This window comes from Blastococcus atacamensis (assembly GCF_002938425.1).
GTDB lineage: Bacteria > Actinomycetota > Actinomycetes > Mycobacteriales > Geodermatophilaceae > Blastococcus > Blastococcus atacamensis.
In genome coordinates, this window is sequence record NZ_POQU01000004.1 from 78,943 (window position 1) to 101,479 (window position 22,537).

Here is a 22,537-nt window from a genome sequence, read left to right on the forward strand (position 1 = left end):
CTCACCCGGTCGTGGTGCGGACCACGGCGTCCGACGGCGGCCCTCCCTGTCACCATGCCGGGGTGCACGCCCAGCTCGCCCGCGCCCTGGAGCCGGTGCTTCGCGACCTGCGCACGACCGGGGCGCCGACGCCCCGCGTGGAGCCGAGCGACTGGCCCGGCGAGGACGCCGCGGCCGGGGCCATGCTGTGGCACCCGGACGGCAGTGCCTCGGGTGTCTCGGTCGTCCTGGACCGGCCCTTCGCCGAACAGGTGGCGCACGTGACCGACATGGTGCACGACTGGATCCTCGAGGAGCTGTGGGGCCGTGCCGGGACCAACTGGCCGCCGTGTCCCCGGCACCCGACCACCCACCCGCTCGAGGTGCGCCGGAGCGGCGACGAGGTCGCCTGGGTGTGCCCGGCCGACGGCGTCGCGGTGTGCCGGGTGGGCGAGCTGCGGTGAGCTACTCCGGCAGGAGGTACTTCGCCGCCTCCCGCACGTGCCGCATGGCGGTCCGGGCGTAGCCAGGGGTCGCACCGGCCAGGCCGCACGACGGGGTGAGGGTCACCGCCTGCGGGAGCTGCTCGGCGGCGAAGCCGAGCTCACGCCACCACGCCTGCACCCGTGAGGCGCTGGCCTTCGGGGCAGGCAGCGAGGTGTCGGTGCCGGGCACGACACCGGCCAGCAGGTGGACGCCGGCCTCGACGGCCTCGCCCACCGCGTCGAGGTCCTGCACGAGGCTGAGATCGAAGGAGAGCCCCGCCGCCCCCGCGGCGCGGAAGAGCCCCAGAGGCATGCGCCGGGCGCAGCAGTGCACGACGACGGGGCGAGGCAGCGCCCGGACGACCGCCGCCAGCTCCTGCTCGACGACGTCCTCCGGGATCGCGGCGAGCTTGCCGAAACCGCTGGCGGTGGGCAGTCCGCCGATGATCACCGCGGGGACCGAGGGCTCGTCGAGCTGGACGACGATCTCCGCACCCGGCACCCGCGCCTGCACCTCGGCGACGTGCGCCGCCAGGCCCTCGGCCAGCGACTGCCCCAGGTCGCGACGGGCGCCCGGGTCGGTGACGGCACGGTCGCCGCGGGTGCGCTCCAGACCGGCGGCCAGCGTCCACGGGCCGGCGGCCTGGACCTTGAACGGGCCGGTCCAGCCGTCCGCGACGTCGTGCAGCACGTCGAGGTCGCGGGCCAGGAACTCCTCGGCCCGCTGCTGGTCGATGCCGGCCCGCGGCACGAGCCGCCAGCCGGCCGGGGTCAGGTCGAACGACAGGTCCACGAGCAGGGCGGCGCTGCGGCCCAGCAGATCGGCGCCGGCCCCCCGCCCCGGCAGCTCGGGGAGGTGGGCGAACCCCGGCAGCTCCCCCACGACGGTGCGCAGCGCCTCGGCGGGGTCGGTCCCGGGGAGCGATCCGATCCCGGTCGCGGGCCCCCAGAGGGTGGGAGCCGGCCTCGGGTCGGAATTCTCGGAGCTCACGGCGACGACGCTAGTCGCCGGCCGCCGCGGCCCCGTCCGGGGTCAGCGCCGGACGGTTCCCTGCCGTCGGGCCGACGTCCGGATCGCGGCCTGCCCGACGACGCGGTCACCGCGCTCGGCGTCGGGCTCGTACAGGACCGCGGACTGCCCGGCGGCCACCCCGCGCTGCACCTCGTCCAGCCCGATGAGCAGCCCGCCGTCGTCGCCGCCGGTGACCTCGCAGCCCACCGGCGCACCGTGCGCCCGCAGCTGGACCTGCGCCCGGAAGGGCAGCGCCGGCGCCTCTGCGGTCCACGTCGGGGCGGCGGTCGAGATCTGGTCGACGCCGGCGAGGTCTGCGGTGCCGATGGTGACCGTGCGCGTCACCGGCTCGATGCCCAGGACGTAGCGCGGCTGCTGGTCCCCGACACTGACGCCGAGGCCGCGCCGCTGGCCGACGGTGAACCCGTACGTGCCGTCGTGCTCGCCCACCGTCGCCCCGGTCGCGGCGTCGACGAGCGGGCCGGGCCGGCTGCCCAGCTTCCGCGTGAGGAAGCCGCGGGTGTCGCCGTCGGGGATGAAGCAGATGTCGTGCGAGTCGGCCTTGGTCGCGACGGCGAACCCGCGCTCGGCCGCGATCTCCCGCACCCGGTCCTTGGTCATCCCGCCGAGCGGGAACATCGCGGAGGCCAGCTGCTCAGGGGTGAGCACGCCCAGCACGTAGGACTGGTCCTTGCCTGCGTCCACGGAGCGGCGCAGCTCGCCGTCGGCCAGCCGCGCGTGGTGGCCGGTGACCACGGCGTCGAATCCGAGCGCGCGGGCACGGTCGAGCACGGCGGAGAACTTGATCTTCTCGTTGCAGCGCAGGCACGGGTTGGGCGTGCGCCCGGCGGCGTACTCGGCCACGAAGTCGTCGACGACGTCCTCGCGGAAGCGGTCGGCCATGTCCCAGACGTAGAACGGGATGCCCAGCTCGTCGGCGACCCGGCGGGCGTCGTGCGCATCCTCGACGCTGCAGCACCCCCGCGCGCCGCTGCGCAGCGTCTGCCGGTCCGGGGACAGCGCGAGGTGCACACCGGTGACGTCGTGGCCCGCGTCGACGGCCAGCGCCGCCGCCACCGCGGAGTCCACTCCGCCGCTCATCGCCGCCAGGACGCGCATCAGCGTCGCCCCATCCCGGCCCGGCGGGCGCGCTCGACGACCGGCGCGATGACGCCGAGGAGCGCGTCGACGTCGGCCTCGGTGCTGGTGTGCCCGAGGCTGAACCGCAGCGAGCTGCGGGCACGGTCGGCCTCGGCCCCTACTGCGAGGAGCACGTGGCTCGGCCGGGCGACCCCCGCGCTGCATGCCGACCCGGTGGAGCACTCGATGCCCTTGGCGTCCAGCAGCATCAGGAGCGCATCGCCCTCGGCGCCGGGGAAGGACAGGTGGGCGTTGCCCGGCAACCGGCCGGGACCCGAGCGGACGACGTCGTCGAGCGGGGCTCCGTTGAGCTGCGCGTCGGGCACCTGCTCCATCACCCCGGTCACGAGCCGGTCGCGCAGGTCGGCGAGCGCGGCCGCCCGCTCCACCCGGCCCTGCACCGTGGCCACGGTCGCCACACCGAGGCCGACGATCGCCGCGACGTCGAGGGTGCCCGAACGCACGTCGCGCTCCTGGCCGCCGCCGTGCAGCAGCGGGGTGCACTCGGCGTCGCGCCGGAGCAGGAGGGCACCGGCGCCCATGGGGCCGCCGAGCTTGTGCCCGGTCATGGTGAGGGCGTCCACGCCGGTGGCGCCGAAGTCGACCAGGACCTGCCCGACCGCCTGGACGGCGTCTGTGTGCAGGGGCACCCCGACGTCGTGGGCGGTGGCGGCCAGCTCGGCGATGTCGCTCACCGTGCCGATCTCGTTGTTGGCCCACATCACGCTGGCGACGGCGACGTCGCTGCCGTCCCCCAGCGCCTCGGCCAGGGCCTGCGGCGTCACCCGGCCCGACGGCTCCACCCGCAACCAGGTGACCTCGGCGCCCTCGTGGGTGGCCAGCCACTCGACGCTGTCCAGGACGGCGTGGTGCTCGGCCGGGCTGACGACGATGCGGCGGCGGCGGGGGTCGGCCTGGCGCCGGGCCCAGAACAGCCCCTTCACGGCGAGGTTGTCGCTCTCGGTGCCGCCCCCGGTGAAGAGGACCTCCGAGGGGCGGGCGCCCAGCGCCTCGGCCAGGCGCTCGCGGGCCTGCTCGGCGGCGCGGCGGGCGGACCGGCCGCTGGCGTGCAGCGACGAGGCGTTGCCCACCCGGCCCAGCTGCTCGGTCATGGCCGCCAGCACCTCGGGGAGCACGGGCGTGGTCGCCGCGTGGTCCAGGTAGACCGGCTGGGGATGAGTCATGACGCGCTCAGGGTAGTCGCGCGGACCGCCGGGTCCGCCGTCGCCGCCGGGTCCGCCCCCGCCCGCGGGGCCAGCAGGGCACCGGCGAGGGCGACCGCGGTGAGCACTCCCACCCCGGCGAGGACGGCCGCGGGGAGGGACATCGTGCCGGCGGCGGCCGCGGCGACGAGGACCCCGACCACGCCGATGCAGACGGCGCTGCCGGTCACGTCCGCGATCTGGAACGCCGCGGAGTCCGCGCCCCGGCTCTCGTCGGAGGACCGGTCGAGCAGCAGCACGCTGAGGCTCGGCATGCCCAGCCCCATCCCGAGCCCGGCGACCGCCCAGCTCAGGTAGGCCGGCCACCCGCCGATCCCGGGAGCGGCCACCAGGGCCGTGGCGGCCAGGCCGGCGGCCAGGAGCAGGAAGCCGGCGCGGAGCAGCGCCACCCGCGACCAGTGCGGATTGCGCCCCTGCAGTTGCGACGCCGTGGCCCAGCCGAGCGCGCCGGCGGTCAGCGGCACCCCGGCCGCGGCCGCTTCGTAGCCGTGCAGCTCGGTCAGGGCCAGGGGCAGCAGGACGTCCATGCCGAAGAACGCCCCGGCCAGCAGCCCCCGCCCGGCGACCACGGCGGGCAGGCCCGGGCGCGAGCCGGCCGTGCCCGGGGGCATCAGGGGGCGCAGGCCGAGGACCAGCGCGAGCAGTCCGGCGGCGGCCAGGCCGACCGCGAGGAGGTCCAGCCGCTGCCCGGCGTACTGCAGCGTGCCGATGCCCAGCCCGGCCAGGAGCGCCCACCAGCGCCGGGCCGAGGCGACGACGACGCCCCCGGTCGGCGGGGGCAGGGCGCGCACGGCGGGCAGCACGAGCCCCAGGCCCAGCAGGATCAGCGGCAGCAACCCGAGGAAGACCAGGCGCCAGGTCAGGTGCGTGGTGAGCAGCCCGGCGACCGTGGGGCCGACCAGCGCGGGCAGCACCCACGCGGCCGAGAAGGCACCGAACAACCGGGGCCGCAGCCGGGCGTCGAAGGCCTGGCCCGCGACGACGTACAGGGCGACGGAGATGATGCCGGCGCCGATCCCCTGCAGCGCCCGGGCGGCGACCAGCACCCCCATGTGCCCGGCCAGCCCCCCGGCGAGGAGCCCGGCGGCGAAGATCGCGACGCCGGCCAGCAGGGCCACGCGGGAGCCGCGCCGATCACCCAGGTCCCCGCCCAGCACCATGCCGAACACCGAGGCCACCAGGAAGGCGCTGAACGGCCAGGCGTACCAGGCCAGCCCGTCCAGCTCGGCGACCGCGGTGGGCATCGCCGTCGCCACGGCCATGGACTCGAAGGCCACGAAGGTGACCAGCATCAGCAGGCCCGCGGTGGTCAGCCGGTGCGCCCGGTCGAACAACGCGGGCTGCGACTGGGTCTCCACGCCGTGGCCAACCCCTCGGAACCGTCGCTGCTTCCCGCCCCGGACACGCGTCGAGCGCCGACCCCCGGAGGGATCGGCGCTCGAACAGGTGAGGCGATGGAACGGCCTCGTCCAGAGGCTCACGCCGAGCGGAGCGAGGCGTGAGGAGGACGGGGTCCTTCTACTTGCGGGCGTTGATCTGCTCGGTGGCAGCCGGGACGACCGTGTTCAGGTCGCCGATGACACCGAAGTCGGCCAGCTCGAAGATCGGGGCCTCGGGGTCCTTGTTGATGGCCACGATGGTCTTCGAGGTCTGCATGCCGGCGCGGTGCTGGATGGCACCGGAGATCCCGACGGCGACGTAGAGCTGCGGCGAGACGGTCTTGCCGGTCTGACCCACCTGGAAGCTGTGCGGGTAGAAGCCGGAGTCCACCGCGGCGCGGGACGCACCGACGGCCGCGCCGAGCGAGTCGGCCAGGCCCTCGATGATCGAGAAGTTCTCGGCGCTGGCCACACCACGTCCACCGGAGACCACGATCGAGGCCTCGGTGAGCTCGGGGCGGTTGCTCTTCTGCTCCACGACGCGCTCGACGACCCGGACCTGCTTGGCGGCGTCGCTGATCGACACCGACACGGTCTGCTCGGCACCCGCGGCCGGAGCCGGCTCGGGGGTGACCGAGTTGCCCCGCAGGGTGAAGATCGGCGTGCCGGTGGTGACCTTCGAGTGGACGATCGTCTGCCCGGCGAACGCGACCTGGGTCGCGGTGCCGTCGGCGGTGATCTCCGTGACGTCGGTCAGGAAGCCGCTGCCGGTCTTGACGGCCAGGCGGGCGGCGATCTCCTTGCCCTCCGGGGAGGAGGGGATGACGACGGCGGCCGGCGACTTCTCGCTCACCAGCTGGGCCAGCACCTCGGCCTTGGGGGCCACGAGGTAGTCGTCGATGTCGGCCGACTCGGCCACGTAGACCGTGGCCGCGCCGTACTCCGCGAGCTGGTCGCGGACGCCGGCCGCGGTGCCGGGGGCACCGAGGACGACAGCGGAGGGCTCACCGAGCGCGCGGGCCGCGGTGAGGGCCTCCAGGGTGGTCTTGCGGGCGCCGCCGCCGGCCGGGTCGAGCTCGGCCAGGACAAGGACCTCTGCCATGGGTTTTCTCCTCTTCCTTCGATCCGGGCCGGGCTCAGACGATCTTCTGGCCGGCGAGGAAGTCGACGAACTTCTGCGCGCCGTCGCCCTCGTCGGTCACCTTGACGCCCTCGCCCTTCGGCGGGCGGCCGGCGAAGTCGAGCACCTGCGTGGTGGCGTTGGCCAGACCCACGGCGGAGGCGTCGATACCCAGGTCGGCCAGAGACTTGGTCTCGACCGGCTTCTTCTTGGCGGCCATGATCCCCTTGAACGAGGGGTAGCGCGGCTCGTTGATGGTGTCCCAGGTGGAGACGATCGCCGGCAGCGGGGCCTCGAGGGACCAGTAGCCACCGTCGGTCTGCCGCTCGACCTTGGCGGTGCCGCCGTCGATGGTCACCTTGCGGGCACCGGAGAGCTGCGGGATGCCGAGGCGCTCGGAGAGCAGCGCGGGCATGACGCTCATCTGGCTGTCGGTCGCCTCGGCGCCGCACAGGACGAGGTCGTACTCCAGCTGCTCCAGGGCCGCGGCCAGGACGGCGCTGATCTGCACGGCGTCGGAGCCGTGGATCGCCTCGTCGCTGACGTGGACGGCCTTGTCGGCGCCCATGGAGAGCGCCTTGCGGATGGCGTCGGTGGCGCCGTCGGGACCGACGGTCAGGACGGTCACCTCGCCGCCCTGGGCCTCCTTGATGGTGAGCGCCTCTTCGATGGCGTACTCGTCCATCTCGTTGATGACGTTGTCCGCGGACGCGCGGGCGACGGTGTTGTCCGCCGGGTCCAGCTTGCGCTCGCTGCCGGAGTCGGGGACCTGCTTGACCAGAACGACGATGTTCATCGCCAGACCTACCTCCGCGATGGGGTCAGGGGTGCGGGCACGGATGCCCGCATGCACTCATACGAGATCTGCACCGATCATGGAGGTTACTGCGCAGTAACGCGGGAGCGGACCGAGGGGCCGGTGACCCCCGTCACGCACCTCCGCCCGGCACGAGCCACTCCCCCGTGGCCGCGAACCTGACCAGCGTCTCCGTCGCCGGAGCGAGGTCCATGCCCTGCTCGGCGACCCACTCGTCGGAGTAGTAGGTGTGCGCGTACCGCTCCCCGCCGTCGCAGAGCAGGCTGACGACGCTGCCCCGGCGGCCGGCCGCGACCATCTCCGCCACCAGCCCGAAGGCACCCCACAGGTTGGTGCCGGTGGAGCCTCCCGCCCGGCGCCCGGTGACCCGTTCGAGGTGGCGCATCGCGGCCACCGAGGCGGCGTCCGGGACGCCGATCATCCTGTCGACGATGGTCGGGACGAACGACGGCTCGACCCGGGGCCGCCCGATGCCCTCGATGCGCGAGGGCATGCCGGTGGTCCAGCCCGGCTCCCTGGCCTCGTAGCCGGGCAGGAACGCCGAGTTCTCCGGGTCGACGACGGCCAGCCGGGTGGGATGCCGCCGGTAGCGGAGGTAGCGGCCGATGGTGGCGCTGGTGCCCCCGGTCCCGGCGCCGACGACGACCCACTCCGGAACCGGGTGCCGCTCGGCGGAGAGCTGCTCGAAGATCGACTCGGCGATGTTGTTGTTGCCGCGCCAGTCGGTGGCCCGCTCGGCGTAGGTGAACTGGTCCAGGTAGTGCCCGCCGCACTCGGTGGCCAGCCGACGGGCCTCGTCGTACATCTCCGGCGGGCTCTCCACGAAGGAGCACCGCCCCCCGTGGAACTCGATGAGGGCGATCTTCTCCGGACTGGTCGAGCGCGGCATGACCGCGACGAAGGGCAGGCCGAGCATCCGCGCGAAGTAGGCCTCGCTCACCGCCGTCGACCCGCTGGAGGCCTCCACCATCGTGGCGCCCTCGGTGATCTGCCCCGAGCAGAGCCCGTAGAGGAACAGTGAGCGGGCCAGCCGGTGCTTGAGGCTGCCGGTCGGATGGGTGGACTCGTCCTTGAGGTACAGGTCCACACCCCACTCCGGCGGCAGCGGGTAGACCAGCAGGTGGGTGTCGGCGCTGCGCCGGGCGTCGGCCTCGACGATCTCGACCGCGCGGTCCACCCAGGCCCGGCCGCCCGGGTCGGACCGGTCGACGACGGCGGTGCCGCTCACTCCGGCTCCACCGGTGCCACGAGCACCGGGCGCTCGGCCGGCACCACGGAGACCGCCGCGCCCGGCACCAGGGCCTGGCTGTCGGCGCTGGCGACGTCGATCCGCACCTCGGTGCCGTCCGGGAGGGCGACCAGCACCCGGGTGACCGCGCCCGAGAAGGTCCGGGTCACGACCCGCCCGGAACCGGAGCCGTCGGCCCGCACCACCAGCGCCTCGGGGCGGACCAGGCCGACGACGGGGCCGGCGGACGGGGCGGCGCCGGCGATCGGACGGCGGGTGCCGAGCAGCTCCACCGCACCGCCCGCGAGCGTGGCCGGCACCCGGTTCATCGTGCCGACGAACTCCGCCACGAACGCCGTCGCCGGGCGCTCGTACAGCTCGTCGGGCGAGGCGACCTGCTCCAGCCGGCCCGCGCGCATGACACCGACCCGGTCGGCGACCGACAGCGCCTCGGCCTGGTCGTGGGTGACGAAGACGGTGGTGATGCCCAGCTCCAGCTGCAGCCGGCGGATCTCCTCGCGCAGCTGCACCCGGACCTGGGCGTCCAGGGCGGAGAGCGGCTCGTCGAGCAGCAGCACCTGAGGTGCGACGGCCAGCGCCCGGGCCAGCGCGACCCGCTGCTGCTGGCCACCGGAGAGCTGGTGGGGGTAGCGCCTGGCGCGGTCGGCCAGGCCGACGAGCTCGAGCAGCTCGGCCGCCCGGGCGGTGCGCTCGCCCTTGCCCCGCCCGCGGACCCGCAGGCCGTACGCCACGTTGTCCGCGACGGTGAGGTTGGGGAAGAGGCTGTAGGCCTGGAACACCATGCCCATGTCCCGCTTGTTCGCCGGCACCGAGGTCACGTCGCGGTCGCCGAGCAGCACCCGGCCGGAGTCGGGCCGCTCGAAGCCGGCGATCGCGCGCAGCGCCGTCGTCTTGCCGCAGCCGGAGGGGCCCAGCAGGGCCAGCAGCTCCCCGCCGGCGATGTCGAGGTCGAGCCCGTCGAGGGCGACCACGCTGCCGTAGCGGCGGGTCAGCCCGTCCAGCCGGACCGGCGTGCCGGGCCGGGCGCGCAGGTCGGCCGCGGCGCCCGCGGCGGAGGCGGTGTCGGTCGTCATGAGCTCTCCTCGGTCCGTCGCCGGCGGTCCAGCGCGGAGATCAGCAGCAGCAGTGCCCAGGTCACCAGGAGCGAGAGCACCGACACCGCGACCGACAGCTGGGGCTGCGAGCCGGCCACCTGCACGATCCAGGTGGGGAACGTCTCGAAGCCCAGGATCGAGGCCACGGTGTACTCCCCCAGCACCAGCGCCAGGGTCAGGAAGGAGGCGTTGAGCACCGAGGTGCGCAGCAGCGGCAGCACCACCGAGACCAGCACCCGGGGCCACGAGGCGCCCAGGCTCCGGGCGGCCTCGGTGAGGGTGCGCAGCCCCGAGTTCCGGACGCCGGCGTCCAGGGCGCGGTAGACGAACGGCAGCACCAGCACGACGTAGACGAGCACCAGGATCCACGGCAGCGTCGGCTCCTGGAGCGCGAACATCGCATCGGCCACGGGGGTGCCGTAGAAGTGGTCCGGCGCCCAGGACAGGACGCTGCGCACGCCCACGACCAGCGCGATGGGTGGGATCACCAGGGGCATCAGGGTGAGCAGCTCGACGGCGGTGCGCAGCCGCGGCAGCCGCAGCTCGACGAGCACCACGGTGGGCACCATGAGCAGCAGCGCCAGGACGACGGTGAGGACGCCGAGCGCCAGCGAGCGGCCGAACGCCTCGGCGAACCCGGGAGCGCCGGGGATGGCGGCGTAGTGCTCGGCCGTCAGGCCGCCGCTGCCGCGGTCGCGCACCGTGAACCACAGCGAGGACGCGATCGGGACCGCGAAGTACAGGCCCAGCACGACGAGGACGACCATCCGCCAGGCCCCGCCGCGTCGGCCTCCCGTCCGGGCCGGTGCGGCCGGTTCGACGCTGCCCGCGCCGGCGACGCCCTCCGCCAGCGCGGTCATGCCAGCCACCGCTGGGTGCGCCGCTGGACCCAGGCGTAGAAGGCCATGACCAGCCCGACGACGACGACCATGCCCAGCGCCAGCGCCGTCCCGAGGTTCTCCGAGCCGACGACGACGTTGCTGGAGAGCGCATCGGCGATCTGCAGGGTGACCAGCGGGAGGGTGCTCCCGACCAGCGCCTTGGCCGTGGCGTAGGCGGCGAAGGCGGAGGCGAAGAGCAGCATCATGGCGCCCAGCACCGGCGGCAGCAGGACCGGCCCACCGACGTACCGCCAGTACTGCCAGGCCGAGGCGCCGAGGTTGTCCGACGCCTCCCGCCACTGCGGGCGCAGCGCCTCCAGCGCCGGGGTGATGGTGAGGACCATCAGCGGGATGAGGAAGTAGAGGTAGACCAGCGCCAGGCCGGCCATCGAGTACAGCGAGAACCCCCCGAGGCCCAGCCCCAGGGTGTTGGTGAGCAGGCCGGTGACGACCCCTGCGTTGCTGCCGATGGTGGCGATGAAGGCGAAGGCGAGCGGGATGCCGCCGAAGTTGGCGAGCACGCCGGACGCGGTCAGCACCAGACGGCGCAGCAGCCGGCCCCGTTCGGCGCGCAGCACCGCGACGGCCAGCGCCAGACCGAGCACCGTGCCCAGCACGGCGGTGATGGCCGACAGCTGCAGGCTGCCGACGTAGGCGCGCGCCGAGGCGCCCTCGGTGACCGCGGCGAGCGAGTCGGTCGACCAGCTCTCCTCGAACGTCGTCGGGTCGGTGGCCCGGAATGCCTCCACCGCCAGGACGCCGATCGGCAGGAGCAGGACCACCGCGACGAACAGGAGGAACGGCAGCGCACCGAGCAGGGCGAGCGAGCGCCCGCGGCGACCCCGGGAGGGGGCCGGCGCGGGCGCCGTCGTCGTGGCGGTACTCAGCCCGAGATCTCCGCGTTCCAGCGGTCGGCGACCACCTTCTGCGCCGCCGTCTGCTGCTCCTGGGTCGGGAACTCGACGTCCCCGGCGACCTCGGGCAGTCGGGCCAGTGCGTCGGCGTCGGCGGTGCCGGCCTCCTCCATCGCGGGCAGCCGGACGGGGCGGGAGCCGCCCTTCAGCCAGATGTTCTGGCCGTCGTCGCTGTAGAGGAACTCCTGCCACAGCCGCGCGGCCGCCGGGTGCGGGGCGAACTTGTTGATCGCCTGGCTGTAGTAGCTGCCGAAGATCCCGTCGGTGGGAACGGCGACCTGCCACTCGACGCCGGCCTCCGCGAGGGTCTCGGTGAGGCCCGCGTTGACGTAGTCCCAGTCGATGGCCAGCGGCGTCTCACCGCTCTGCACGGTGGCCGGGGTGACCTCGACGGGGTTGAAGTTGCCGGCGTCCTTGACCTTCTTGAAGAAGTCGATGCCGGGCCCGATGTCGTCGAGGTCGCCGCCGTTGGCCAGGGAAGCCGCCCAGACGCCGCTGAAGGCCGCCGCCGCCTGGGTCGGGTTGCCGTTCAGGGCAACCTTGCCGGCGTACTGCGGGTCGAGCAGGTCGGCGATGGTGGTCGGGCACTCGGCGATGACCGAGGCGTTGCACCCGATGGAGATGAAGCCGCCGTAGTCGTTGTACCAGCGGCCCTCGGGGTCCCTCTGGTTCTCGGGGATGTCGTCCCAGGTGGCCACCTGGTACGGGGCGAGCAGGTCCTGGGCGGCGGCCTGCTGGGCGAAGCTGGTGCCGACGTCGAGGACGTCGGGCGCGCGGTCCTGGCCCTTCTGGCTGGTGACGGCGTTGAGCTCGTCCTGGCTGGACGCGTCCGGCGTCGCCTCGTTGATCTCGATGCCGTACTTCTCGCTGAAGGTGTCCAGCATCTCGCCGTAGTTGGCCCAGTCGCGCGGCAGGGCGATGACGTTGAGCTCGCCCTCGGCCTTGGCGGCCTCGACGAGCCCCTCCATCCCGCCGAGGTCCTCGGCGGAGGTGGCCGTCGCCGCCTCCGAGCCCCCGCCCCCGCCGGAGCCACTGCCACCCGAACCGCAGGCGGTCAGCGCCAAGCCGGTGGTGACGACCGCGACAGCGGTCCGCAGGGTGCTTCGTCGCACGTGTCCTCCTGAGGTGGTGCCGTGCTCCGGACGGGCCCCGCTGGCCCATCGGGACGGCGTGGGGATTGTGACCGAGACCGCGCGATCGTGGGCGGTCCTGGCGCTGTCCAGCGGGTGAACGTTCTGCTCTCGAGACCTCAGCGGCCGGTGAACGTGGCCTTGCCGGGCCCGCTCTCGAGGAAGGAGCGCATGCCGGTCTTCTGGTCCTCGGAGCCGAAGAGCTCGGCGAACAGCCGGCTCTCCAGGTCCAGGCCCTCGTCCAGCGAGCCGTCGAGACCCTCGTCGATGGCGCGCTTGGCAGCGGCCAGCGCCAGCGGCGGTCCAGCGGCGAACTTCTTCGCCATCGCCACGGCGGTCCCGTACACCTCGGCGTCGGGGACGACGGCGTCGGCGAGGCCGATCTCCAGGGCCTCCTCCGCACCGACGTGCCGGCCGGTGAAGACCAGGTCCTTGGCCTTGGCGGGGCCCACCAGACGGGTCAGGCGCTGCGTGCCGCCGGCGCCGGGGATGACGCCCAGCAGGATCTCGGGCTGGCCGATCTTGGCGCTCGCGCCGAGCACCCGGAAGTCGGCGCAGAGGGCCAGCTCGTAGCCGCCACCCAGCGCGTAGCCGGTGATCGCGGCGATGACCGGCTTGGGCGTGCGGGCCACGGCCCGGAACGAGTCCTGCAGCTCCTTGCCCCAGGCCTGCATGCCGTCGGCGTCGAGTCGGGACATCGCCTTGATGTCGGCGCCGGCGGCGAACACCCGCTCGCCGCCGTAGATGACCACGGCGCGGACGTCGTTCCGCTGCCCCGCCTCGAGCGCCGCGGCCCGCACCTCCAGGTGGAGCTGCTCGTCGATCGCGTTCATCTTCGGCCGGTCGAGGCGGATCGTGCCCACGCCGTCCTCCACCTGCAGGGTCACGAACTCCGGCTCTCCAGACATGGCCCGCACCCTAGAAGGACCCCGCTGCCCCCCGCACCTCGTCCGCTCGGCGCGGGCCCCGCAGCGGAGCCGTTCCAGCCAGTCACCCTGCGCGGCGGGCGGTGAAGCGGCCGTTCGTCCGGGTGAGCGACAGGGCCAGGCCGAAGGTGTCCGACAGCATCGGCGCGGTCAGGACGTCGTCGGCCGCGCCGGCGGCCACCACCTCGCCGTCGCGGAGCAGCAGGGCGTGCGTGTAGCCCGGCGGGATCTCCTCGACGTGGTGGGTGACCAGCACCTGCGCGGGCGCGTAGTGGTACCTCGCGAGGTCCGAGAGCCGCGCGACGAGGTCCTCGCGGCCACCCAGGTCCAGGCCGGCGCCGGGCTCGTCGAGCAGCAGCAGCTCAGGATCGGGCATGAGCGCCCGGGCGATCTGGGCCCGCTTGCGCTCGCCCTCGCTGAGCGTGCCGAACGGGCGGTGCGCGTACTGCGCGACGCCCCACTGCTGCATCAGGATCCCGGCACGGGTGAGGTCGTGGACGTCGTAGCGCTCCCGCCACCGCCCGACCACGGCGTACCCCGCGGAGACGACGACGTCGCCGGTCTTCTCCTCGGGGGCGATGCGCTGGGCCAGCGAGGCGCTGGTGATGCCGATCCGGGGGCGCAGCTCGAAGACGTCGACCGCTCCCAGGGTCTCCCCCAGCAACTGCACCTCACCGCGCGTGGGGTGCATCAGAGCGGAGGCGAGCTGCATCAGCGTCGTCTTCCCCGCACCGTTGGGCCCCAGGACCACCCACCGGTGATCCGGTTCCACCCGCCAGTCGACCCCCTTGAGCAGGTCGTTCTGCCCTCGGACGACGTCGACCCCGGTCATCCGTACGACGGCCCCCGCGGAGGCGTCTGCGCTCGACACACCCCCATCCAATCAACTCCGTTGCGCCGACGTTGCGCCCCGTCCGCCGTCGGAGGGGGCACGATCGCGCCGTGACCGATTCCTCCCGAGCGGGGCACCACCCCTCCGGCCACCTGAGCGGCGTCGTCCCCGGCCTGCTCCCGGGCACCCCCGCACCGCTCGGGGCCACCTGGGACGGGCGCGCGACGAACTTCGCGCTGTGGTCGGGCGGGGCGTCCGCGGTCGACCTGTGCCTGTTCGATGCCGACGGCACCGAGCACCGCCACCGCCTCGAGGAGACCACGCACCAGGTGTGGCACGGCCGGCTGCCCGGCGTCGGCCCGGGGCAGCGCTACGGCTACCGCGTGCACGGCGGCTACGACCCGTTCTCCGGGCTGCGGTTCAACCCCGCGAAGCTGCTGCTGGATCCCTACGCCCGGGCCGTCGACGGAGAGCTGCAGCTGAGCACCGCGCTGTTCGGCCACCCCTACGAGACGGTCGACTCCCATGTCCCCGACGACCAGGACTCGGCGCCCTTCGTGCCGCGCGGCGTCGTCGTCCACGACCCCTTCCCCTGGGACGGCGACCGGCCGCTGCGCCGCTCGTGGTCGGACACCGTCATCTACGAGGTGCACGTGAAGGGGGCGACCGCGCGGCACCCCGGGGTCCCGCCGCACCTGCGGGGCACCTACGCCGGGCTGGCGCACCCCGCGTTCGTCGAGCACCTGCTGTCCCTGGGCGTCACCGCCGTCGAGCTGCTGCCGGTGCACTCCTTCGTCAGCGAGCCGCACCTGCTGCGCCGCGGGCTCACCAACTACTGGGGCTACAACACCCTGGGCTACTTCGCCCCGCACGCCGGGTTCAGCTCCGCGGGCAGTGGCGGCGGCCAGGTCACCGAGTTCAAGACCATGGTGCGCGAGCTGCACGCCGCCGGCATCGAGGTGATCCTCGACGTCGTCTACAACCACACCGCCGAGGGCGACCACAGCGGGCCGACCCTGTCGTTCAAGGGCATCGACAACGCCGGCTACTACCGCCTCGACGGCGGCAACCGCGCCCGGTACACCGACTACACCGGCTGCGGGAACACCCTCGACGTCCGGCGTCCCGCGGTGCTCGGGCTGCTCATGGACTCGCTGCGCTACTGGGTCACCGAGATGCACGTGGACGGCTTCCGCTTCGACCTCGCCTCCGCGCTGGCCCGCTCGATGCACGACGTCGACCGGCTGTCGGCCTTCTTCGACGTCGTCCACCAGGACCCGGTGGTCAGCCAGGTGAAGCTGATCGCCGAGCCGTGGGACGTCGGCCCCGGCGGCTACCAGGTGGGCAACTTCCCGCCGCCGTGGACGGAGTGGAACGGCAAGTACCGCGACACCGTGCGCGACGTCTGGTCCGGGGCGCACGTCGGCGTCCGCGACCTGGCCTACCGGCTGACCGGCTCCTCGGACCTCTACCGCTCCGACGGCCGCCGTCCGTTCGCCAGCATCAACTTCGTCACCGCGCACGACGGCTTCCCCATGGCCGACCTGGTGGCCTACGAGCACAAGCGCAACGAGGCCAACGGCGAGGACAACCGGGACGGCGAGAGCCACAACCGGAACTGGAACTGCGGCGTCGAGGGGCCCACCGACGACCCGGACGTCCTGGAGCTGCGCGGGCGGCAGGTCCGCAACCTGCTGACGACGCTGCTGCTGTCCACCGGGGTGCCGATGCTGACCGCCGGTGACGAGATCGGCCGCACCCAGCGGGGCAACAACAACGCCTACTGCCAGGACAACGAGATCTCCTGGCTGGACTGGGAGAACGTCGACGAGGACCTGCTCGCCTTCGTCACCCACCTGGTCCGGCTGCGCCGCGGGGCGCCGGTGCTGCGGCAGGAGGCGTTCTTCGAGGGCCACGAGCTGCCGGGCACCGGCGGCACGCGCGACCTGGCCTGGTTCGCCCCGGACGGCGGCCAGCTCACGACCAGCCAGTGGTTCGACACCGGGCTGCAGACCATCGGCATGTACCTCGACGGTCGCGGCATCCGTCACCGCGACGAGCACGGCCACCCGCTGGTCGACGACTGCTACCTGGTGCAGCTGCACGCCGGCCCCGACCCGGTCACGGTCGAGCTGCCCGGGCCGCCGTGGGCCGACGGCTACGAGCTGGTGCTCTCGACCGAGTACCCGCGCGGCGCTCCCCCGGCGCCGGCCTTCCTCGCACCCGGCCCGGTGGAGCTGCCGGGCCGCTGCGTCTGGCTGCTGCGGATCGAACGCCGCCCCTGACATCGTCGAGTGGGCAGTTGCGGTCGCCGACACGCGGCGACGCGCCGTCGCGGGCGACAGCAGCTACCCACTGGACGCAGGAGAGCCCCGGTCCGATGTCGGACCGGGGCTCTCGTCAGCGTGCGGCTGCCGCTACTCCTGCGGCTGCTCGAAGGTGATGACGGTCCAGCCCAGCAGCAGGCGGTCGCCGTCGGAGAGCGGGTGGGCGACCCCCGGCTCCAGCTGCGTCCACTCGGTGGCCTCGGGACCGGCGACGTGCGTGCCGTTCAGCGAGCCGAGGTCGACCAGCGAGACCTCGCGGCCCGATCGGGTCAGCGCGGCGTGGGCGGAGGACAGCACGTTCTGGGTGTCCGCGATCGGCACCGCGCGGGCCGAGCCGCTGGAGACCATCTCGTGGTTGTCGGGACGGCGGCCGAGCACGAGGTCCTCGTCGATGGTGACGACCATGCCGTCGTCGAAGCGCAGCAGCGGCACGGCGCCGTCGGTGCTCGGCGACCAGAACGCCGTCTGCTCGCCGGACTCCGGGCGGGCTGCCGCCGTCGACCCGCGGGAGGACCCGAAGCCGGAGTCGGAGGAGGCGGCGAAGGACGACGGCGCCGGGGTGCCCGACGCCGCCGGTACGGCCGACGACGACGGGGCGGCCGCGGCCAGGTGCAACGTCGCGCCGCCACCGGGCACCGTGCCCTCGACGAGGTCGAAGCTCACGCCGGGCGGCGTGCGGGGCGCCGACTGACCGGGGCCCACGTACAGGGACTGCCCCAGCGAGAAGCCGGAGGCGAGCGTGCCGCCCTCGACCGACGATCCGGACACGGGGACACCGTCGACGGCCGGCTGGCCCTTGCCCGCCCACAGCGCGACACCGGAACCGGTGTCGTCGGTGAGGACGAGGGCGAAGGACGCGCCACCCGAGGCGAGGGAGCTCACCTGGCCGGCCACGGCGGCCAGCACGCGGTCGGCGCCCGGCCCGGACACACCGAGGCAGGCATGCAGGGCGGACACGAGGGCGGGCGAGCCGGGAGCGTCGACCCACAGCAGGCCGCCGCCGCGGCGGGCGACGACGGCATCTCCGGGGAGGACTTCACAGCGGTCGGGCATGCCGTCCAGACTAGTGATGCACAGCCGATCTCGGCGCCCCGGCCAACCCGCCACGCCGGGGCATTCTGAGGTCACAGTCGGTCACTGGGATCGGCGTGGCGGATGAGTTGGATGGTGTCGCGATCACGCGGTGCTGACCACCCCGAGCTCGGCCGGATCGGCCAAGTACTGAGAGTACGGGAGAACACGCACCGTGTAGCCGAACGCGCCGGTGCGCTCCAGCGGAACCGTGGCCGTGAACCAGTGCCGCGACCCGTCGGTGTGCTCGTGTGCCATCGGCACCGTCGTCAGCTCGTGCAGACCGTCGGCGTCGTCCACCCGGCCGTAGGCGGCCTGCACGACGACGTCCGACGGCTCCAGACCCGGCAGCTCGACCTCGGCACGCAGGGCCAGCGTCGACCCGATCTCGGGGGCGTCGCCCGCACCGGTGGCCTCGACGTGCGCCACCCGCACGTCGTGCCAGTGGTGGAGCAGGTGCGCCCGCCACGACGCCTCGGTGCGCGCCGGGGCGTAGCCGTCGGTCGCCATCGTCCGCGCCGAGCCGGCCGCCGGCACGTACAGGTTGCGCACGTAGTCCCGGACCATCCGGGTGGCCAGCACCTTGGGACCGGTCTCGCGCAGCGTGTGCCGCACCATCTCCACCCAGCGGCCGGGCACGCCCGTGCGGTCGCGCTCGTAGAAGCGCGGCAGGACCTGGTTGTCCAGCAGATCGTAGATCGCCCGCGCCTCGACCTCGTCCCGCCGGTCGGCGTCGCTGACGCCGTCGGCTGTCGGGATCGCCCAGCCGTTCTGGCCGTCGAACCACTCGTCCCACCAGCCGTCGCGGATGGAGAGGTTCAGCCCGCCGTTCAGCGCCGCCTTCATGCCGGAGGTGCCGCAAGCCTCGAGCGGGCGCAGCGGGTTGTTCAGCCAGACGTCGCAGCCCCAGTAGAGGTAGCGGGCCATGCCGATGTCGTAGCCGGGCAGGAACGCGATGCGGTGCCGGATCTCCGGGTCGTCGGCGAAGGCCACCATCTGCTGGATCAGCTTCTTGCCGCCGTCGTCGGCGGGGTGGCTCTTGCCGGCGATGACCAACTGGATCGGCCGCTCGGGGTCCAGCAGCAGCGCCTTGAGCCGCTCGGGGTCACGCAGCATCAGCGTGAGCCGCTTGTACGACGGCACCCGCCGGGCGAATCCGATGGTCAGGACGTCGGGGTCGAAGGCGGTGTCGGTCCAGCCGACCTCGGCCTCGCTCGCGCCGCGGGACAGCGCGGTCTCGCGGACCCGCCGCCGCACCTCCTCGACCAGCCGCCCGCGCAGCGTCCGCCGCACCGCCCACAGCTCGGCCGCCGGGATGCGATCCACGCCGTCGAAGTGGACCTCACCGTCGATGCCGACGGGGTCGCCCTGGCTGGAGGTCTGGGTGCCCATCTCGACCAGCTCGCGCGCGGTCCAGGTCGGCGCGTGCACGCCGTTGGTGATCGACCCGATCGGGACGTCGCCCTCGTCGAAGCCCGGCCACAACCCGTTGAACATGCCGCGGCTGACGTGGCCGTGCAGCTGGCTCACCCCGTTGGCCCGCTGCCCCAGCCGCAGGCCCATGTGCGCCATGTTGAACTTCGACGGGTCCTCCTCGGCGCCCAGCGGGAGCAGGTGCTCCATCGGCACGCCGAACCCGGCGAAGTAGCGCTCGATCAGCGCCTTGGGGAACCGGTCGATCCCGGCCGGCACCGGGGTGTGGGTGGTGAACACGGTGCCCGCGCGGACCGCCTGCAGCGCCTCGGCGAAGCCCAGGCCGTGGGCCTCGGTGAGCTCGCGGATGCGCTCCACGCCCTGAAAGCCGGCGTGACCCTCGTTGGCGTGGAACACCTCCGGCATCGCGGTCCCGGTCAGCGAGCAGTACGCCCGCAGCGCCCGCACGCCGCCGATGCCGAGCAGCATCTCCTGACGCAGGCGGTGGTCCTCGTCGCCGCCGTAGAGACGGTCGGTGACCAGGCGCTCGGCGGGCGCGTTCTCCTCGATGTCGCTGTCGAGCAGCAGCAGCGAGACCCGGCCGACCTGCGCCCGCCAGACGTGGGCGAACAGGGTCCGCCCCTCGGGCAGCGGGACGTTGATGACCACGGCGGAGCCGTCGGACTGGCGCAGCAACTTGACCGGCAGGCCGTGCGGGTCCAGCGACGGGTAGTGCTCGAGCTGCCAGCCGTCCGCCGACAGGCCCTGCGTGAAGTAGCCGGCCCGGTAGAGCAGGCCGACACCGATCAGCGGGACGCCGAGGTCGGAGGCGGCCTTGAGGTGGTCCCCGGCCAGGATCCCGAGCCCGCCCGAGTACTGCGGCAGCACCTCGGTGATGCCGAACTCCGCGGAGAAGTAGGCGATGGTCTGCGGCGCCTCCGGGCCGAGCGACTGGTACCAGCGCGGGGTCGAGAGGTACTCGTCGAGGTCGTCGACGGCGTCGGTGAGCCGGCGCACGAAGCGGCGGTCACCGGCCAGCTGGGCGAGCCGCTCGGCCGACACCTCCCCCAGCGCGCGCACCGGGTCCCCGCCGCAGCGCTGCCAGAGCGCGGGGTCCAGGGTCTCGAAGAGATCCCGCGTCTCGGGGTGCCACGACCAGCGCAGGTTCATCACCAGCTGCGACAGCGGCAGGAGCGGCTCCGGCAGAGCCGCGCGGACGGTGAAACGTCGGAGAGCTCGCACCGGCCGAGACTAACCAGACTCGCGCCGTTCGTCAGGGCTTCCCGATGAACTCCTGGCACCGCGTGCCGCGCCTTCCCACCGCCTCAACGGGTGAGGCGGGAGGGGCAGATCATCGGCCGAGATGCTGGTGGGGCGACGGGTCGATAGCGTGGTCGGCGATGACTGGCCGCGCTGATCTCCGCCTCGGCATCACCGATGTCGCCCCCGTCGTGTCCTGCGGGACCTTCTCCGCCCGTGCGGTCGTCGGTGAACACCTGCCGATCACCGCCACCGTGTTCCGCGAGGGGCACGACGCCGTCGCGGCGAACGTCGTGTGGAGCCCCCCAGGGGACGACGGGACTCCCCCGTTCCTCCGGATGGCGAAGCTGCCGCCGGAGCCGGACCGGTGGCTGACCACGGTCGTGCCCGACCGCGAGGGTCTGTGGACCTTCAGGGTCGAGGCGTGGAGCGATCCCCTCGAGACGTGGAAGCACGCCGTCGAGGTCAAGGTCGAGGCCGGCCAGGGCGCCGAGGACCTCGCCAACGACCTCGAGGAGGGCGCGCGGCTGTTGGAGCGGGTCGCCGCGGAGGCCGACGCCGACTGGCGCGGCCGCGTCACGGCCGCCGCCGAGTCGCTGCGGGACACCTCCCTGGAGCTGACCGTCCGCATCGCCCCCGCGCTCGCGGCCGGGCTGCAGCGGTACCTGCACGAGCACCCGGTGCGGGAGCTGGTCACGGCGTCGGCCACCTACGAGGTGTGGGTGGACCGGCGCGAGGCGCTCTACGGCTCCTGGTACGAGTTCTTCCCGCGCTCGGAGGGGCCCGTCGTCGGCGGCGTGCCGACCCACGGCACCTTCACCACCGCGGGCGACCGGCTGCCGGCCATCGCCGACATGGGCTTCGACATCGTCTACCTGCCGCCGATCCACCCGATCGGCACGGTGAACCGCAAGGGCCCCAACACCGCCCAGTTCCCCGGCGGCAACCCGCACGAGATCGCCCCCGAGGACGTCGGCTCCCCGTGGGCCATCGGCAGCGCCGAGGGCGGGCACGACGCCGTCCACCCCGAGCTCGGCACGCTTCAGGACTTCCGCGCCTTCGTCGACCGGGCCCGCGGGCTGGGCATGGAGATCGCGCTCGACCTGGCGCTGCAGGCCGCGCCGGACCACCCCTGGGTCGAGGCGCACCCCGAGTGGTTCACCACGCTCCCCGACGGCACGATCGCCTACGCGGAGAACCCGCCGAAGAAGTACCAGGACATCTACCCGATCAACTTCGACAACGACCCCGAGGGTCTGTACGCCGAGGTGCTGCGGGTCGTCCGGCACTGGATGGACGCCGGCGTCCGGATCTTCCGCGTCGACAACCCGCACACCAAGCCGCTGAACTTCTGGCACTGGCTGATCTGGGAGGTCAAGAAGACCGATCCCGACGTCCTCTTCCTGGCCGAGGCGTTCACGCGGCCGGCGATGATGCACCAGCTGGCCCGCATCGGCTTCACGCAGTCCTACACGTACTTCACGTGGCGGACCGAGCGCGAGGAGATCGAGGAGTACGGCCGCGAGCTCGCCACCAACTCGCACTACATGCGGCCGAACTTCTTCGTGAACACCCCGGACATCCTCCACGAGTCGCTGCAGTTCGGCGGCCCGCCGATGTTCAAGATCCGCGCGGTGCTCGCCTCGATGTTGAGCCCGACCTGGGGCGTCTACTCCGGGTTCGAGCTGTTCGAGCACGTAGCGGTCAAGCCGGGCAGCGAGGAGTACCACCAGAGCGAGAAGTACTCGCTGCGCCCGCGCGACTGGGCCGGCGCCGAGGCCAGCGGTCGCAGCCTCGCGCCCTACCTGCGCCGGCTCAACGAGATCCGGCGCGCCCACCCGGCGCTGCAGCAGCTGCGCACGCTGCGGTTCCACGCGGTGGACAACCCGAACCTGCTCTGCTTCACCAAGACCGACCCCGGCTCGGACGACGCCGTCCTCGTCGTCGTCAACCTCTCGAGCCACAACACCCAGATCGGGACGACGGCTCTGGACCTCCCGACCCTCGGGCTGGACTGGCACGAGCGGTTCGCGGTCACCGACGAGATCACCGGCGCCCGGTACGACTGGGGTCAGTTCAACTACGTCGAGCTGGATCCCTACCGGGAACCGGCGCACGTGTTCGGGATCAGCTTCCCGCGGCCGGTGCAGTTCCCGCCGCCGGTCGACTGACGAACGACCCCCTTGCCCCCCGCCACTCGCCAGCTCGCGGCGGGACCCGGCAAGGGGGTCACCCCGCCCTGAGCGGGCCGCGACCTGTCTCTTAAAAACCATTTACGTTTCCCA

At 73.4% G+C, this 22,537-nt stretch carries 18 protein-coding genes; 3 read left to right on the top strand and 15 right to left on the bottom strand.

Translation table 11 applies throughout. The annotated features are described in order from the left end of the window. Positions 1 to 62 precede the first annotated feature (62 nt). The gene (locus tag C5508_RS02265) at positions 63 to 443 is read left to right on the top strand and encodes a hypothetical protein (RefSeq protein WP_104523186.1); all 381 of its coding nucleotides are present in this window, start codon (positions 63 to 65) and stop codon (positions 441 to 443) included. Between the two features lies 1 nt (position 444). Here the strand turns inward: C5508_RS02265 and C5508_RS02270 are convergent, their stop codons facing one another. The 13 genes from C5508_RS02270 to C5508_RS02330 all read right to left on the bottom strand — a co-directional run bounded on the left by C5508_RS02270 (position 445) and on the right by C5508_RS02330 (position 14,220). Continuing rightward, positions 445 to 1,455: a methionine synthase gene (locus tag C5508_RS02270; RefSeq protein WP_104523188.1), complete on the bottom strand. Its 1,011-nt coding sequence runs from the start codon at positions 1,453 to 1,455 to the stop codon at positions 445 to 447. Between the two features lie 42 nt (positions 1,456 to 1,497). Continuing rightward, a complete protein-coding gene (gene mnmA / locus C5508_RS02275; protein ID WP_104523190.1) occupies positions 1,498 to 2,595 on the bottom strand; it encodes a tRNA 2-thiouridine(34) synthase MnmA in 1,098 nt (365 codons plus the stop codon). Beyond that, entirely contained in the window at positions 2,595 to 3,800 is a 1,206-nt protein-coding gene (locus C5508_RS02280; RefSeq protein ID WP_104523192.1) for a cysteine desulfurase family protein, read from the bottom strand. Before C5508_RS02280 ends, mnmA begins: the two co-directional genes overlap by 1 nt. Further along, complete coding sequence (locus tag C5508_RS02285; protein WP_232796861.1) at positions 3,797 to 5,197, bottom strand: MFS transporter; 1,401 nt, start codon at positions 5,195 to 5,197, stop codon at positions 3,797 to 3,799. The genes C5508_RS02280 and C5508_RS02285 overlap by 4 nt, the downstream gene beginning before the upstream one ends. A gap of 160 nt (positions 5,198 to 5,357) precedes the next feature. After that, complete coding sequence (locus C5508_RS02290; protein WP_104523194.1) at positions 5,358 to 6,320, bottom strand: electron transfer flavoprotein subunit alpha/FixB family protein; 963 nt, start codon at positions 6,318 to 6,320, stop codon at positions 5,358 to 5,360. A gap of 34 nt (positions 6,321 to 6,354) precedes the next feature. Beyond that, positions 6,355 to 7,134 (bottom strand): electron transfer flavoprotein subunit beta/FixA family protein, encoded by a 780-nt coding sequence (locus C5508_RS02295; protein WP_104523196.1) that lies wholly within the window; start codon positions 7,132 to 7,134, stop codon positions 6,355 to 6,357. A gap of 133 nt (positions 7,135 to 7,267) precedes the next feature. Next, positions 7,268 to 8,383 carry an L-cysteine desulfhydrase Cds1 gene (gene cds1 / locus C5508_RS02300; RefSeq protein ID WP_104523198.1) on the bottom strand — a complete coding sequence of 372 codons (1,116 nt, stop codon included), beginning with the start codon at positions 8,381 to 8,383 and terminating at the stop codon, positions 7,268 to 7,270. Further along, entirely contained in the window at positions 8,380 to 9,477 is a 1,098-nt protein-coding gene (locus C5508_RS02305) for an ABC transporter ATP-binding protein (RefSeq protein WP_104523200.1), read from the bottom strand. Before C5508_RS02305 ends, cds1 begins: the two co-directional genes overlap by 4 nt. Continuing rightward, on the bottom strand, positions 9,474 to 10,358 hold the full coding sequence (locus tag C5508_RS02310; protein ID WP_104523202.1) for an ABC transporter permease subunit: 885 nt from the start codon (positions 10,356 to 10,358) through the stop codon (positions 9,474 to 9,476). Before C5508_RS02310 ends, C5508_RS02305 begins: the two co-directional genes overlap by 4 nt. After that, the gene (locus C5508_RS02315) at positions 10,355 to 11,161 is read right to left on the bottom strand and encodes an ABC transporter permease (RefSeq protein WP_232796862.1); all 807 of its coding nucleotides are present in this window, start codon (positions 11,159 to 11,161) and stop codon (positions 10,355 to 10,357) included. Before C5508_RS02315 ends, C5508_RS02310 begins: the two co-directional genes overlap by 4 nt. A gap of 101 nt (positions 11,162 to 11,262) precedes the next feature. After that, positions 11,263 to 12,405: an ABC transporter substrate-binding protein gene (locus tag C5508_RS02320; protein ID WP_104523204.1), complete on the bottom strand. Its 1,143-nt coding sequence runs from the start codon at positions 12,403 to 12,405 to the stop codon at positions 11,263 to 11,265. A gap of 137 nt (positions 12,406 to 12,542) precedes the next feature. Beyond that, positions 12,543 to 13,331 carry an enoyl-CoA hydratase/isomerase family protein gene (locus C5508_RS02325; RefSeq protein ID WP_104523234.1) on the bottom strand — a complete coding sequence of 263 codons (789 nt, stop codon included), beginning with the start codon at positions 13,329 to 13,331 and terminating at the stop codon, positions 12,543 to 12,545. Between the two features lie 82 nt (positions 13,332 to 13,413). Further along, complete coding sequence (locus tag C5508_RS02330) at positions 13,414 to 14,220, bottom strand: ABC transporter ATP-binding protein (RefSeq protein ID WP_232796863.1); 807 nt, start codon at positions 14,218 to 14,220, stop codon at positions 13,414 to 13,416. 71 nt (positions 14,221 to 14,291) lie between these two features. Between C5508_RS02330 and glgX the strand changes: the two genes are divergently transcribed. Beyond that, on the top strand, positions 14,292 to 16,466 hold the full coding sequence (gene glgX / locus C5508_RS02335; protein ID WP_232796864.1) for a glycogen debranching protein GlgX: 2,175 nt from the start codon (positions 14,292 to 14,294) through the stop codon (positions 16,464 to 16,466). A 132-nt stretch (positions 16,467 to 16,598) separates the two neighbouring features. Here the strand turns inward: glgX and C5508_RS02340 are convergent, their stop codons facing one another. Both C5508_RS02340 and glgP read right to left on the bottom strand, forming a co-directional pair. Continuing rightward, entirely contained in the window at positions 16,599 to 17,561 is a 963-nt protein-coding gene (locus tag C5508_RS02340; RefSeq protein WP_104523208.1) for an FHA domain-containing protein, read from the bottom strand. 123 nt (positions 17,562 to 17,684) lie between these two features. Next, complete coding sequence (gene glgP / locus C5508_RS02345) at positions 17,685 to 20,234, bottom strand: alpha-glucan family phosphorylase (RefSeq protein ID WP_104523210.1); 2,550 nt, start codon at positions 20,232 to 20,234, stop codon at positions 17,685 to 17,687. Between the two features lie 158 nt (positions 20,235 to 20,392). Here glgP and C5508_RS02350 point away from each other — a divergent pair, with 158 nt between their 5' ends. After that, positions 20,393 to 22,423: an alpha-1,4-glucan--maltose-1-phosphate maltosyltransferase gene (locus C5508_RS02350; protein WP_104523212.1), complete on the top strand. Its 2,031-nt coding sequence runs from the start codon at positions 20,393 to 20,395 to the stop codon at positions 22,421 to 22,423. The last annotated feature ends 114 nt before the right edge of the window (positions 22,424 to 22,537 follow it).

Excerpts from the sequence above, each read along its gene's own strand:
- mnmA (WP_104523190.1), bottom strand. The coding sequence starts at position 2,595 with ATGCGCGTCCTGGCGGCGATGAGCGGCGGAGTGGACTCCGCGGTGGCG.
- C5508_RS02280 (WP_104523192.1), bottom strand. The coding sequence starts at position 3,800 with ATGACTCATCCCCAGCCGGTCTACCTGGACCACGCGGCGACCACGCCC.
- C5508_RS02290 (WP_104523194.1), bottom strand. The coding sequence starts at position 6,320 with ATGGCAGAGGTCCTTGTCCTGGCCGAGCTCGACCCGGCCGGCGGCGGC.
- C5508_RS02295 (WP_104523196.1), bottom strand. The coding sequence starts at position 7,134 with ATGAACATCGTCGTTCTGGTCAAGCAGGTCCCCGACTCCGGCAGCGAG.
- C5508_RS02305 (WP_104523200.1), bottom strand. The coding sequence starts at position 9,477 with ATGACGACCGACACCGCCTCCGCCGCGGGCGCCGCGGCCGACCTGCGC.
- C5508_RS02310 (WP_104523202.1), bottom strand. The coding sequence starts at position 10,358 with ATGACCGCGCTGGCGGAGGGCGTCGCCGGCGCGGGCAGCGTCGAACCG.
- C5508_RS02325 (WP_104523234.1), bottom strand. The coding sequence starts at position 13,331 with ATGTCTGGAGAGCCGGAGTTCGTGACCCTGCAGGTGGAGGACGGCGTG.
- C5508_RS02340 (WP_104523208.1), bottom strand. The coding sequence starts at position 17,561 with ATGCCCGACCGCTGTGAAGTCCTCCCCGGAGATGCCGTCGTCGCCCGC.
- C5508_RS02350 (WP_104523212.1), top strand. The coding sequence starts at position 20,393 with ATGACTGGCCGCGCTGATCTCCGCCTCGGCATCACCGATGTCGCCCCC.